The organism is Xanthocytophaga agilis (assembly GCF_030068605.1).
Lineage (GTDB): Bacteria > Bacteroidota > Bacteroidia > Cytophagales > 172606-1 > Xanthocytophaga > Xanthocytophaga agilis.
The window spans coordinates 16300-30615 of record NZ_JASJOU010000025.1 but is presented as its reverse complement, the minus strand read 5'-3'; the positions used below and the strand labels follow the sequence as shown (position 1 = coordinate 30615).

13 protein-coding genes are annotated in these 14316 nt (G+C 38.2%); 6 read left to right on the top strand and 7 right to left on the bottom strand.

The window, feature by feature from the left end; genetic code table 11:
* The first annotated feature begins 378 nt into the window (after positions 1-378).
* The 4 genes from QNI22_RS38460 (at position 379) to QNI22_RS38445 (ending at position 5075) form a co-directional block, all read left to right on the top strand.
* Positions 379-837 carry a response regulator gene (locus QNI22_RS38460; RefSeq protein WP_314519712.1) on the top strand — a complete coding sequence of 153 codons (459 nt, stop codon included), beginning with the start codon at positions 379-381 and terminating at the stop codon, positions 835-837.
* A 1103-nt stretch (positions 838-1940) separates the two neighbouring features.
* The gene (locus QNI22_RS38455) at positions 1941-3713 is read left to right on the top strand and encodes a methyl-accepting chemotaxis protein (RefSeq protein ID WP_314519711.1); all 1773 of its coding nucleotides are present in this window, start codon (positions 1941-1943) and stop codon (positions 3711-3713) included.
* A 338-nt stretch (positions 3714-4051) separates the two neighbouring features.
* Entirely contained in the window at positions 4052-4414 is a 363-nt protein-coding gene (locus QNI22_RS38450) for a response regulator (RefSeq protein WP_314519708.1), read from the top strand.
* 100 nt (positions 4415-4514) lie between these two features.
* The gene (locus QNI22_RS38445; protein WP_314519706.1) at positions 4515-5075 is read left to right on the top strand and encodes a chemotaxis protein CheW; all 561 of its coding nucleotides are present in this window, start codon (positions 4515-4517) and stop codon (positions 5073-5075) included.
* Positions 5076-7058: 1983 nt separating this feature from the next.
* Here the strand turns inward: QNI22_RS38445 and QNI22_RS38440 are convergent.
* On the bottom strand, positions 7059-7415 hold the full coding sequence (locus QNI22_RS38440) for a hypothetical protein (RefSeq protein ID WP_314519705.1): 357 nt from the start codon (positions 7413-7415) through the stop codon (positions 7059-7061).
* A gap of 999 nt (positions 7416-8414) precedes the next feature.
* Here QNI22_RS38440 and QNI22_RS38435 point away from each other — a divergent pair.
* Positions 8415-8549 carry a hypothetical protein gene (locus tag QNI22_RS38435; RefSeq protein ID WP_314519702.1) on the top strand — a complete coding sequence of 45 codons (135 nt, stop codon included), beginning with the start codon at positions 8415-8417 and terminating at the stop codon, positions 8547-8549.
* A 401-nt stretch (positions 8550-8950) separates the two neighbouring features.
* Positions 8951-9442 carry a hypothetical protein gene (locus QNI22_RS38430; RefSeq protein WP_314519700.1) on the top strand — a complete coding sequence of 164 codons (492 nt, stop codon included), beginning with the start codon at positions 8951-8953 and terminating at the stop codon, positions 9440-9442.
* A gap of 34 nt (positions 9443-9476) precedes the next feature.
* Here QNI22_RS38430 and QNI22_RS38425 read toward each other — a convergent pair whose 3' ends face one another.
* The 6 genes from QNI22_RS38425 to QNI22_RS38405 all read right to left on the bottom strand — a co-directional run bounded on the left by QNI22_RS38425 (position 9477) and on the right by QNI22_RS38405 (position 14307).
* Positions 9477-10016 (bottom strand): hypothetical protein, encoded by a 540-nt coding sequence (locus tag QNI22_RS38425; protein ID WP_314519698.1) that lies wholly within the window; start codon positions 10014-10016, stop codon positions 9477-9479.
* Entirely contained in the window at positions 9992-10354 is a 363-nt protein-coding gene (locus tag QNI22_RS38420) for a hypothetical protein (RefSeq protein WP_314519696.1), read from the bottom strand. Before QNI22_RS38420 ends, QNI22_RS38425 begins: the two co-directional genes overlap by 25 nt.
* Positions 10355-11369: 1015 nt before the next feature.
* Positions 11370-11558: a transposase gene (locus tag QNI22_RS40460; RefSeq protein ID WP_419836273.1), complete on the bottom strand. Its 189-nt coding sequence runs from the start codon at positions 11556-11558 to the stop codon at positions 11370-11372.
* Between the two features lie 231 nt (positions 11559-11789).
* Entirely contained in the window at positions 11790-12023 is a 234-nt protein-coding gene (locus tag QNI22_RS38415; protein ID WP_314519695.1) for a hypothetical protein, read from the bottom strand.
* A 187-nt stretch (positions 12024-12210) separates the two neighbouring features.
* Complete coding sequence (locus QNI22_RS38410) at positions 12211-13578, bottom strand: histidine kinase dimerization/phospho-acceptor domain-containing protein (protein WP_314519692.1); 1368 nt, start codon at positions 13576-13578, stop codon at positions 12211-12213.
* Positions 13579-13629: 51 nt separating this feature from the next.
* Positions 13630-14307: a response regulator transcription factor gene (locus QNI22_RS38405; RefSeq protein WP_314519691.1), complete on the bottom strand. Its 678-nt coding sequence runs from the start codon at positions 14305-14307 to the stop codon at positions 13630-13632.
* Positions 14308-14316 lie beyond the last annotated feature (9 nt).

Below are 14316 nucleotides of genomic sequence, written 5' to 3'. Positions count from 1 at the left end.
TCTTCTATATAAGTAAAGGCCTGGTGAGTAAATGTGTATGGGAGAAAAAGACTACTCCAGGAGATATCTTGCAGTAATAACTTACTGGCAATCAATTTGCATACCCTTCATTTCTAACTCTGAGAAATCACCACAAAAGTAAATCGAAAATGCAGTGATTTATTACTGCAAGCATGGGTATTTCGACCATTTACATGGTCGTTCATTTACATGGCCGTTAACCGTTTCTTACGTGTTCTATACAATACAAATGCTTTAGTCAATTCAGAAAAAGACTATCTGTAGAAGCTATCCATAGTAACTATCTATAACATACAGGATACTATGTAATGCCAAAAAAATAGTTGTTCAGCTTAACTCTGACTATAAAAAGTTCAGATGAATATTCATCTGTTTTTATTAATAATTCAAGCTTGTAAAATAAATGATATGAAGATTTTCGAAAAAATTCAAACTGTTCTGGTTGTAGATGACAACGAGGTAGATGCAATTATAGCCCAAAAATTGCTGCATCATTCTGGATTGGTAACTACGGTAATAGTGTATAATTCTGTTGATGCAGCCATTAGATTTCTTTCCACTTGCTCTTTGGCTGAGCAACCCCAGGTTATGTTTTTGGATCTGGATATGCCTGATAAAAATGGCTTTGATTTTCTTTCCATTTTATCCGAAAACCCTTCTTTGCTGAATAATAATTGTATACTTTATATATTAAGCAGCTCGATTCACTATTTAGATAAAGAGAAAGTAAGTACTTTTCCAAGAGTGCGACAGTTCTTACACAAACCGATGACAAGGCAACTATTAACAACTTTATTTGTAAAACATGGACAATAAATGCGATTATGTGCTGACTCAATACATAGCCCGTGTGATTGCAGGTATAAAATATTAGTCAGAAAGGTACGATAATGTGTTTTTTACCCTTTTTAAAGGAAATGAAGATACGAAATAAACCCTGCTCCATACTAGTGAATAGTAAGTGATGATCAGTGAATAGTAAGTGATGATCGACGAATCAATGTTCAAAAGATTACTTTTTGCAGCTGTAGGGAGTGTAACAGGTATAGCCAGACAGCCAAAATGTAGGGCAAACTTTATGCGGCTATTTAGTATACATTCAATTTAGGGTTAGATACACATACCTGTTGAATGAATGCAAAGGTAAAATCTGTAATCGAATGGTAAAATTTTCAATTATTTGCATGCCATTTTAGACAAAAAAGAGGACAAAAAGATATACACAAATACATCTATCAAATTCCGACTTGCCTGCAATCATATTATATATTTCAGGTAATCTGCAGACAGTAATGGGATGAATATAACATGGGAATTTACTTTACTCTTCCAGTCTAGTTTGATACTCAACAGATTGATGCCTGGATAACTGCTCGTTTTTGATATGTACTTCTCTTTGCTTATCCCTGCAAACGAAAAAAAGCAACTTGTCGCTCTTTTTGTCTCTATGCAGTTTTATTATCTTTTACTCAGATCTGTTTTACTTTGTCAACCATCCCAAATTGGGACAAACCATTCTACAAGCAGACCTGTTATAAGTCCTTCTGCTACAAACGAATCAGTTGATTCGCTTGGCTTGCCTAAACTGCTTTGCAGCTCTATAAATTAAAAGCTTTGTAGTAAGTGAGTCTAAGCTTTTGAGTTGTCATCATTGTAATCTTCCAGGAAGAATTTTGTCGCCTATACAAGAATGTATAGTTTCTAAATTGACACGATTGCATCAGTTAGGACCCTGTTTTGGATAGCAGGGTAGAGCACAAGGTCAAAACAGGAATATACTTTCATTCTATATGGTCGCTGGCACAGACAAACATTGACAGCCCAAGTCTTATGGCTTACTACATTTTTGAGTAATCAATTGATTGCTTGATTGATTACTCAATTACAAGTCTGATTGTTCACCCTATATAACTTAGCCCATGCGCTTTACAATTAAAATTAAACTCATACTTGCTTTTACATTTCTTCTTTTTCTGTCAGCTATCATTTTCTTTCTTGGTAACAGCAACCTGAACACACTTAATACCCGTGTTGACAACATTGTTCATGTCAATGCCAGATTAATCAGCCTTTCTGCCAAGGTTGCTGAAGATATACAGTTTATTACCAAGCGGGAAAAGGATTTGATCATTAACAGGGACCAGGAACAAATGGAAGAGTGTCTTGAGGACATAGATACCCGAACACCTCAAATGAATAAACGGATTGAAGAATTGCAGAATCTGTCCAGTCCGCAAGATAAAGAATTGCTTGAGCAGTTCCAGCTTGTATGGAAAGACTATATCCGGCTTTATTCCAGAGTGAAACATCTGGCTTATATTGTGAATACAGATTCAAGCAATCAGGCAGCCTATAAGTTATCTTCAACCGTCACCAGGCGTGTTTCCGATCAGGCTACAGACATTATGAACAAAATAGTGAACCGTAATGAAGCTGCATTGGTTAATGCCAGCCAGGAAACGGCAGCTCTATATACACAAGGCCAAAGAGATATGCTTGTTATGATTGGAATCAGTGTAGTAGTAGCTTGTGGTATTATTTACTGGATTATATCCTCATTGCAAAGATCTCTTACACAGGCATATGTTGCCATTACGCATTTGGCATCCGGTAATTTCTCCATAACAGTAGAAGATTATAGTGATGATGAAATAGGCACTTTACTGGATCAGATAAAATATATGATTGCAAAACTGAAAAATAGTGTAGATCTGGCCAAACGGGTTTCGGCTGGAGATTTGACCATAACGCACAATCATACAATAGAAGGTGAGCTTGACACAGCGCTGGGTGAAATGGTTATCCGCCTGCAGGAAATGATGGCAAGTATCGTGCAGGGTGCAGATACAATTGCAGCTGCCAGCTTACAGATGAGCATAGCTGCTCAACAAGTATCCCAGGGTGCAAGCGAACAGGCTGCTTCCATTGAAGAAGTATCCACTTCTATCGAACAAATGTGTTCGAATATCGATCAGAATACAGATAATGCGCAGCAGACAAAAAAGATTGCCTTAACAGCTGTCAACCAAATAGAGGAAGGCAATCAATCTGTAAATAATACGGTTTTCTCGATGAAAAATATTGCATCAAAGATTGGTATTGTAGGGGATATAGCCCGTCAAACCAACCTGCTGGCCTTGAATGCGGCGGTGGAAGCTGCACGAGCGGGTGAACATGGAAAGGGATTTGCCGTTGTTGCAGCCGAAGTCCGCAAACTGGCTGAGCGCAGTCAACTTGCAGCCACTGAGATTGATGCAATTTCGCGTTCAAGTGTAACCACAGCTGAAAAGTCAGGAAAGATATTGGAACTACTTGTACCCAGTATTCAAAAAACCTCTTTGCTGGTGCAGGAAATATCGGCATCCAGTCAGGAGCAGAGTTCGGCAACAGGACAGATTAGTCAGGCGATCGAACAACTCAATCAGGTAATACAACAGAATGCAGCTTCATCCGAACAGATGGCCAGTAGCGCAGAAGAACTTTCCTTACAGGCTCAGCAACTCAAACAAGCCATGATGTTTTTTAGAATTGAACATACTTTTTCCCAACCTGAAAAAAAACTCACAAAAAACAGTATAGCTACTAGTAGTAACTCTGTTGGGCTCTCTGTCGTTGCCCCAAAATCTAGCAGACAAGGTGTCAAACTTTCGCTCAAAGAAGATTCTCTTGACAAAGACTATTGTAAATACTAGTAGGTATTAGTGAAAAATAAGTACGTATTAGTGAAAATACTAGTACCAGTTAGGGCAAGAACCTAAGACAGAACACACAAATCAAGCTGCATACTCTTTTATCTGTTCTGATTTAGGGATAAATACTTGCCTATGTAAATTTATGTATTAATTATACTTAAAAGTAAATTAGTTGAAAATACAATGGTTAGGCACGTGTGGATACGTTATCTCTTACAAGCAGAACGATATAAAGTAACAGTATAAGATAGCCAAATAAGGTTATGAGGGCTATAGACGAAACCGAATGCTTTTTACAATAAAAAAAACTGATAAACAAGTAAACCACCTTTCTTAAAATGAAAAAGAACATACTGATAGTAGATGATTTTGAAATCTCACGCAACTTACTTGACAAACTACTCACAAAAGCAGGATGTCTGGTTATGAGTGCTGAAGACGGAGTAGATGCGCAAACGTATTTGGATGGGCGATGCTTTGATTTAATTATTACTGATCTGAATATGCCTAATATGGATGGAATCGAACTGGTTAAAGCCATCCGAGCACACGCCATCTACAGATATATACCGGTAATTATGCTCTCAACCAAGTCGAATCAAGACCGGCCTGCCATCGAGGCAGGAGTTACGGTATTTATCCAAAAGCCTTTTCAGGTTGAAACCTTACTTGCCAGTGTAAAAAAAATTGTCAGATGCTGAACTTGGCCGATAACAAAGCGATAAAAGATATACATACCTGTTTATTATATCTGTTTGTTACTTCTTTAACAAGTTCACGTGTGAAAAAACAATTTAATCTATGAAAACAGAATTTACATCAAGTTCTTCGTACTTGTCTTTCAAATTGGGAGAAGAGATGTTTGCTATTAACGTGTTGAGAGTTAACAAAATTGTTCAAATTGGTAAAGTTACCTATACTCCACACACACCTGCTTGTATTCGAGGGATCATTCATCTGGATGGGGCTACCTTACCTGTAATTGACTTGCATGTAAAGTTGGCAATCCCTGTCATGGGTAAACCTGCTATACATGAACCTGCTATAAAGAAGTCTGATTTCGATAGCTTAGAGAATAATTGTCTTATTGTTGTAACGGTTCATTATCTGGAAGCCAATAGCAAAATTAAACAAAATTATACTATAGGTGTACTTGTTGATTCTGTAGTAGAGGTATTTGACTTATCCGAAGATCAGATCAAACCATTACCAGATCTGGGAATTGACTTGAATGCCACTCCAATCAAAGAAACTTGTCAAGTTGGAAAAGAGCTTATTTTACTGCTGGATACAGATAAAGTTTTTTCTCCAACTCAACTAATCACTGTTTCGGATCTGGATTCATTGCTTTCTCACCTGTAAGATTTTCTATGAAGATACTTCTATGAGGATACTTATTGGAAGTATAACCTGTAAGGGTTACACTATAGAATCCTTGTAGCTGATGTAAAGATTAAAACGGCTGACATCAAGTCTATTCACATTGATCAAGTCTATTCACTCTTTTATCCCTTTTGGGATTAAAACGTTTACAGGACTATAAGCCCGACAAGCCTTTAGTACTGGATTGAATGGAATACTGGTCGTAATGGAATACTGGTTAATGGTAAACCCAATGAAATCTACCGAGGTGTAAGCATGTAAATAACTAGTAGAAAATATCAGAGAAATGTTTCTTCCAGTACGATTAATTATTTTGCTTGCTTGTTTGTACTGTTATGGGAACAGCTTAAAAGCACAACACCTCAATGGACAAACTTATTCAGTAAATTATTCAGTAAATCATTACCAGATAAATAGTCGGAACGTATTTACTTTTACAAGCTATAAAGAAAGGCAATCTATATTTTATATCCATAAAACCGGTCTCATTCCTGAGAAAAGGCAATATTCTTTCCTTTAAATAAGACTTCTATACCATCCTTGATAAGTAGGTTGTTAAGCATTCCAATTAAGCAAGTATCTTATCAGGTCAAGCTTGCCTATACACCTATTGGGCAGGAAAAGTTTTACATTCAGGCTATTTCCAGGGTTATTTTTGATCCGGAGGCGGGGATGGTCAGGTTCTCTTTTCTCAAAAAGGGTTTCTACAAAAGAATTGAAATGGAATACGTGGTTGATTATTACTATTAAACTTTACTATAATTGTGTTAGTACAATGGATAAGTATCAAGTTGGATAAGGATTAAGTTTGAATACCTCTCTTTGGTAAGTGAATACCAACTATTATACCGGGCAATATGTTTCTTTAGTAAATATAATCCTTTAGCAAAGGATCATCCCGCCTTTGTAGGATTGTTTATAAAATTTGACCTTTTATAAACAAAAAATATCTATCGATATAGAGCAATAGTGTGAATAAAATTAAGCATCAGCTTTACCCCAATTCTCCAGCAAGGGATAGTTGGGGTAATTTTTTACTAACTCAGAGAGTAAATCTATCTTTGCAAATCCACCTTTGTAAATATTGTTTGAAGATAGTTTCGATTAACGTATTGGGCTTCCATCCGATGGCAATCTTTATATACCATTCTTTAATTGAAGATTAATCTGATAAGGATGATTATCTGGTAAGAATAAAATGGCAGATCTTATGTGCTGTATACTTTTGTAACAGGCATTATTCAGCTTGTGTCCCTGTCAATACTCGAATTTGGTTCTTAAAGAAAGGATACAGCATTATGCCGTATCCTTTCTGACTTATTATACTAAATCCAACACTTACAAAAAATCATCTCACACAGGTTTACATTTTCTGCTTCAACCCTATACCTTACGAAAGATACATTGGGTTGTCTGAAATTTGTTTGTGCATAAACCATGTTTGGAGATAGTCAATCTTCCAACTTCTACATTACAAATGTAGCCTTTGGTTTTTTTTCCTAAAAGCTGGTGGCTAAATGTCTGCTTTTTTGTCGTATCCCTATAGACTTTAACTGATTACCTCGCAGCCAGAATGAGTAATGAGGACTGAGTAATGAAGACAATTTTTTCCGGAAGATCATTTTCCATATGATCAACAGTTCTATAAGACTTAAGAAACATGTGTTGGCAAAAATGATGACTGATAAAATAGGTATTTACCATTGAGAAACTTTTATAATCTGCTTGTTGTAGCGTTCATAATTAAAAAGTTAGTTTATAAATTTTGTTATAATAGATGACCATAATTTATGTGTTTTTAGCTATCGTTTTGCTCTAAGCGTTGTATGAAAGTTGAAGGATATTGGAATACCAAAGCTAATCATGCCATGGATTGGCTTTGATTAGAGGGAATGGTATACATCACTGGTAGCTGAACAGACAGATTATAGAAACATCTTTTGAGAAAAGTCTTTTTGGGATTTAAGACTTCGCAGTTTGCTGTGAAGTAACAGCGAACTTAGCTACTTTTGATGCTTGTTTGTTCTTTACACTTTTTTTGCTCTTTGTATTTGCCTGAACAGGTACTGGTTTGCTTGTTTTTTCAGCTTCTGCTGAGTTGTCTTTTTCTACAGGTACTGTTGGGTTGTTTGTTGTGTTCAGATCGGTTTTCTTTTTGATAACCACTTTTGGGGTATCTACTTTTTTCACTTCCACTTTCCTTGCCAATTTTAGGAATTGCTTACGGGCCGCTTTACCCGCTTTTTTAATAACTTTTTTAAGCTTTAAGTCTTTAAGTCTAATCTTACCTGAATCATCAGTTTGGCTGTTTGTATTCAATACTTGTAGGATCTGGGTAGTTAGTTGAGACAGAAGTTGCTTTTTAAGGGAGCTTTTATTGACAGCCTTTTTCTTCTCTTGCTCTTTTTTACTCATAAGAAGTTGGTTTTATGGTAAATTGTTGAATAGAATACGGATCAGAAATACCGTTAATTTTAATGAGTAATAATATTTGGTAAATTGTATTTTGAGGATTTGGTACTATTGGTTTGTGATTGTGTCATTAGATAAAATTTTTTGATTCTTTTTAATGCATTAATAATTTGAGAATAATACTCGATCTATAATTTGCTGGTTTAACTTTTGATTACTATTGGCTTTGTCTGTCATGATAATTCGGTCTTGGACAGCGAATAAAACTGGCCTGAGAGCGATTAAATAGTACTTCTCCGTGTGTTTTCAACTGAAGGCTCATACACTTTGCTACCAGTTGGAGTTTAATTCTCATAATTTTTTGCCTTAGGTAAAACAAATTACCTTACCCTTTTAGTAAAGAGTAACTTTTGTTTTTCGTTTGTCGTAGCAAATGATAATGAAATACAGCATCCAACAACCCCATATGAATAGTAGAGAAAATATCATCTAAAGGCTTGAATCGACAAGCTATTAAACTAAGAAACATAATCCGATTCAAACAACTGCAAACTGTTTTATAACCGGAAAGATATAGAAACCACTTTGACCCAAATTATAGAATATAGGTTGAATTTAAACTTGTTCTCTTGTTTTTGAGCAAAGGCATTATAAAATTGATAAACAATGATAATTTCTTTATCTGTTACGAATTAGAATCCATACTGAAGAGTTGTCTTTACCAACCTAATTTATCGATAATACATTTCCATTTTAAGTAAAGACAAAGTTAGTAAAGACAACTTTAGTAGAGATAAATTTGGTAGAGACAAAAGAGAAGACATCGAATTGGTTGCCTATGATTCTTCTTGCAAAAGAATAGATTTGCCTTATCTGAAGATACTAATCTACAATAAGGATTATAATTTGATAGCTAGTAAGATTCGCCAAGTTACAGAGGCAGCAGAAGAAGGTTGGAAAGAGTTACACTTATCCTATGTAGCAGAGCAGGATGGATATGTGCAGATTCTGGTGGCTAATGAGAGTGCAAAATCTGCCTAGTTTGATGATATCAAGATTAGCGATAGTAGAGATCTGATAGTCTAGGAGAATCATTATGATCCGTGGGGATTGAATCTGGCTGGCATTGAGACACAGGGAAATGCAAATCACAAGTTTCAATATAATGGGAAAGAAAAGCAGGAAGAGTTTGGGCTGAATTGGAGTGATTATGGAGCTAGTATATAAGATGCACAACTTGGCCGTTGGCATGTAATTGACCCGTTGAGTGAAAAGTATCCTGGATACTCACCCTATAATTACGCATTTAACAATCCATTAAACATAATTGATCGAGATGGTAAAGAAGGTGAAGAGGCAGATGATGGTCCAATAGACATAAAGCTAGAAGAAACCAAAAACGTCAGACAAGGCTAAATAGTGCAATTAATCAACTGAGTGCAATGGCAAAAAATCACCCGACACCTGATCTCGCGACCCCTTTGGCCGCTGCGGTTCCAGAGAGTGCGGAGGTGTATATCGGGAACGTCAGCGGGGTGTTACTGGCGGCCTTGATCGCCGTCTGTAGTTTGATCGCGTGGTACAACTTGGCAGAAGCGCCGCCCAGACCGGATCAAACCCTTGCCTTGATGAGAGCCCTGCTGCACAAGCACTTGCGGGTGGAAGGGGTCGTCATCACCGACTGGCTGCATCGGGAAGCTGAATTCCGCCGTGACATGTACGGCTGGGGCACGCGTGGCCAAATCACATATCTTGAGGACGAATACCTTGAGGACGAAATAAACGGACTGGAAAACGCCCCGGAAGCCTTTATTGGAATGTTAAGGACGAAGCTTCGGGAAGCTCGAGGTGCGTGTCGCACCCTGGATTTCTGTGAAATGCCGCTCTGGCATTCACCCTCACTCGCAGCCCTGATCCGAAGGTCGTCCTTTTGAGAGTAAAGCTCAACGCCGAGCTATCCCAGGTCTGCTATAGGTACGGAGCATGACCGCTTTTCGCTCGCGCTCCATACCGTTGCCAGAGCCAAATGGTGGCGAGAGGAAAAAGAAGGTATTTGGAGATGATCGCCATCACTAGACTCACAGTTCCATAATCACCTCCTACCGCATCTCCCACGAAGAAGACAAAGAACCAATAGGACGTCACGGCGACAAGAAAGGCAACCTTAGCGCTGGATTCGCCTGCAATAATCACAAAAGATCGCGCGCACATACGCTGGAAGAAATGCCAGACGACGAACAACGCCGGAACCAGCACAAAGGGGAACTGCACCCAGGTAGACACCCCAAATCCGCGAGCGGCAAGGGCGATGTCGGCGTGCGTCGTCAATGCCCTGATAGGAACGTAGCTCCAGACGTTGCCTGCGCACATCAGGGAGAGCCAAAACACGATCGACATCCTCGCCGCATTCCCAGCCGCCCAAGACGATTTGGCAAGGGAGTACAAAACAAAGTAAAGAGCAGCGTTACCGAGCACCATGCCGGCTAGGGCAATGGTTGCAGCTTGCATGCCTGTCCACCCGCAAATATCTGATCATAGCTGACGTTGTCGCTTACATCTCTGAGGAAGAGAATATTGCTGAGCGTGGCGGGTCCGTAATCAAGCGCAAGAGGGTTCGCCATCCACCCAAGCGCCCAAGCCGTGAAGCTATGGCTATATTCGTGCGTCATGTAAGCGACTGCGTGCGCGATTATGATCAATGTTGATGTCATAACGCTGAACAAAGTCAGGTCGCGATAGGTCGTCTTAAAGCAGATTTCAGAAGTACTGATTTCCGTTTTCTCGTCTCGAAGAAGTCCTATCTGTTTTTCGAGTTTTTCTTCTTTTTGTTTCAGACTGGTTTCCATGCGTTGATTGGTTAAATAGGGATTACTTCTTTTATAATGCAATTATTCAAATAGATAGCGGCAAAATTAGCACTATGAAGATACTAGCTATTTGCTCTTTTTTACTTACTGACTTTATTCTGTTATTTTTTATTAAAAAATAACAGAATAAAGGATCAAGAGTTGATGACTTCAAAAAACAACGATGATTTCAATATTCTATATTGTCGAGTCCCCTGTTTTCAAACAGATTTGAAATAGAAAATTTGAATTAATTATTTTTTTCAATTACTACTACCAAGGCTGTGAATTGTGGGAAATTCCAGGACTGGTTTTGTGTCTGGCAATTTTCTGATGCTTTTTTCCACTCTTCACCGCCCGCTGCTGATCTTGCCGTTGTTTAAATTAGACTGGTGATAAATTTTCTAACGCTTCATGGAATTGTACATTAACATCAACACCTTTTTAATAGGTAAAGTTACTTTGTACTAGGCTTCAGGAATTACAACTAAATTTCAACACTCATAAAAAAAGTAGCTGTAGATTACAGCTACTTTTTCAACATAACTATATACAACACTCCTGTAAAGAGAATGAGACAAAGCTATTCTTTCGTTCTCTATAATAGGTGCTTATTTACAGATGTCTTCACTTTTGTCGCTGCATTCCTAGCTTTAATTCTATCTTTTTTATTTGTGTCTTCTTCCTCTGTACATAAGACTCTATATAGATATAGAGTAAACTTGTGGTGATACTGCAGGCGAAAAATGCCCACACTATGCTTGGAAACTAAAGATACGGACTGAATGGCTTTGGTAGATAGGATTATCCAGCCAGTTGTTTGCAAGTTCTTAGTGCTATTGTATATATATCTTTAATATTGATTGGTCTAAGTACAGGACAAAAGATGCTCAAGGCATTCAAAGTGGTTGATATTCAGGGCTAAATTTCGTAAATAGTTTAATCCTTGTCTGAATATAGAAACTATGGGTTGGCTGGCAGAGTTAAACTTTTTGATGGGAATAGCTTTTCTTTACTAAGTAACCATACTACGAATCGCCCAAGTTAATCTTATACTCTCCACAAAAAGGAATGTATTAATTCGTTTATAGTTATTGACCCCAGCAAGATTCAAGCCTCTGGATTTAAAAGCACCAAATAAAGTTTCAATTTGCCAACGTTGTCTATAAATCTGAGCAATAGTAGGTAAATACTCGCTACTCATTAAATTTACATGTTCGCCATTGGGTAGTTTGATACCTGCTGTATAAATACTTTGTCCATAAATCCAAGGGGGTTTTCGTAGTAAGACCCATCGATTTTTGGTGAATATTTGCTCCGCTCGATAGAATTTAACTGTGACTTTAGAGAATGCCTTCTCCGGTTTTATGTTACTAAGTAAGGCATTGGCTCACACTCGAATCACCACATGAAAGGCTGTCTTGACAAAGGTCTGTCAAATATGCATACCAATAAATTCCCAATCAGCAGTCAGATAGATATTTTGTCCTTTATCCAATTGAATCCATTTTTGAAAATTACTTAAAAGATCCCTGCTGGCCAACTGGCTACAATTGCCTTTTCGGTTGGCCGTATGCCACAGTAAAGCAATACTCATCCCTTTATAAGCAACCCCAATCATGAGGATCTGAACCCATTGGCCTCTCTGTTTATATTCGGTTCGATCCAATGTGAGCGCTACCTGCTTGGATTTTCCATACACTGACCAGCAACCCTACATAGATACATCGATTAAAACGAAACTGATATAGACAACGCTGAAGCCGTTTATATTTTTATGAAAGCAGCTAGGCAGTTTATAGCTAAGTGCACAGTTTCTCTGTAAAGCAACATCTAATTAGATAGCTATTGTCAGGTTAGATAGCCCGTATCAAGTTTTCTGATTTTGTAACAGGGATAGAAAGCCAGGCCTGAAAGCATCCATTTTGTATATATAATTCCAGAGACATTTGCTGGATTGTGGCAAGCTGATTGGCAATCCAGAGCCCCAGACCAAACCCTTCTCCATCCAAAGGTTTGGAATGATAGAATTCATTTTTCAGATCAGCCATCACTGGATTAATATCGGCATGTATATAATTTTCTATACATACCATTACTCTTGTTTCACTCTGCTCAAACCGGATCGTTATTTTTTCTTTATCCGGAGAATACTTAATAGCGTTCTCAAGCAGATTGTTGACAATGATTGTTGTTTTCTCGGCATCCATTACCACATCCCAGTCTGCTTCCAATGAAGAGTATTCAATTTTAAAGGTTGTGTTTTTCTGATCAGCTTTTGATTTAAAATAGGTGAGTGAGACAGCTACCAGATCTGATAGATTAGTTACAGTCCCGGTAGTGAGTATCTGTCCGCTTTTTAATTGACTTAACAGCAGAAAATCATTTGTCATCTTTGTCATGCGTTTTACTTCTGTAAGCTGCTGTTCAAAGAGCGATTTTATTTCTGGTGAGATTGCTTCACTTTGTAACCAGACCTGCAATCTGGTTTGCATCACACTCAGAGGAGTGCGTAACTCATGGGAGGCCGAAGCGAAAAAAGCGGTTTGCTTATCGGATTGTTCTTTTATGCGCAACAGCATACGGTTAAACGAAACGACCAGGTCATTGATTTCATCCTTTGTAGAGGGGTCATCCAGCAGGGTTATTGTTTTAAAATTGATGGCTTGGGTTAATGCAATCACTTTCTGCAACGGACTTAGTAAACGTCCGGTCAGCCAATTGGCCACTACCAATGAGAGTAGAAAGCCGCATACAAGCAATAACCAGTTTATACATGTGAGTGAACGAATTTCTTCTTCAACTGCATTGGCTGGCACCCCATAGACTACAATCAGGTACCCTCTGTTTTCCAGATGTGTTTTCTGGCGGATAACCCGCCAGTGATTTTCACTAAAGGCAGAGTCTGACCTAACAGTAAAAGGTAAGGAAACCGGTTTAAAGACTGTATCCGTTAGATTAGGGTGGTAAAAGTCCGTATGCTGATAGAGAATAAGAAAAGATTCATTGTTTTGGGGCAACGGTACTATTTTCGGGTGCAGACTTGTTTTTTCAGTCACGATAGTAGCCCTGGCTTTCAACTGGCCATCCAGGGTGGCATACAATGTTTTCTTTAGTCGCTGAAAAAACAAAAAGCTGGCACATGACCAGAGAACTAAAAAAGCAGCGGCAAAAAAAACAGCCGCTTTTTTCCGAAGGTTCAGGGTCGGCCAGTTGAGTTTCATTATCACAATTATGTGAGATGACTTATGTGAGATGACTTATGTGAGATGATTTTATGATTTTTCTCCTTTTAAGCTATATCCTAATCCCAGTACTGTTTCTATCAGGGGATTGTCTGACCCCTTATCTATCTTTTTGCGCAACCCATGAATATGTACCTCTACGATATTGCTTCCTGGGTCAAAATCCATTTCCCATACATTTTCCATAATCTGATTTTTACTCACAATCCGGTTGGCATTTCTTGCCAGGTATTCCAGTAATACAAATTCCTTGGCTGTGAGTCGGATCTCCTTCTCGGCCCGTGTCACTTTCCGACTGCCCAGATCAATGGTCATATCCTCAATAATGATTTTAGGTGTCTGTATATTGATCAGTTTCTTTTGAATCACTCGGATGCGGGCAAGCAATTCTTCCCAGTCAAACGGTTTTTTTATATAGTCCACTGCTCCCATGTCTAATCCTTTTACCACATGTGAGCTATCACTTAATGCACTGATTATCAAAACAGGGATAAAGATGTTAAAGGAACGAAGGTTGGTGAGTATATCGTATCCATTGGTTCCAGGGAGCATCAGATCAAGCAGGATGAGATCAAATGTATCAGAGCCTGCAATTTCCAATCCTTTTGCTCCATTATGAGAAACTTCCACAATATGGCCGGCCTGAAGTAATCCTTTTGCCATAAAATCGGCCAGATTTTGTTCGTCTTCAATGAGTAGTATTTTCATATAAGATAT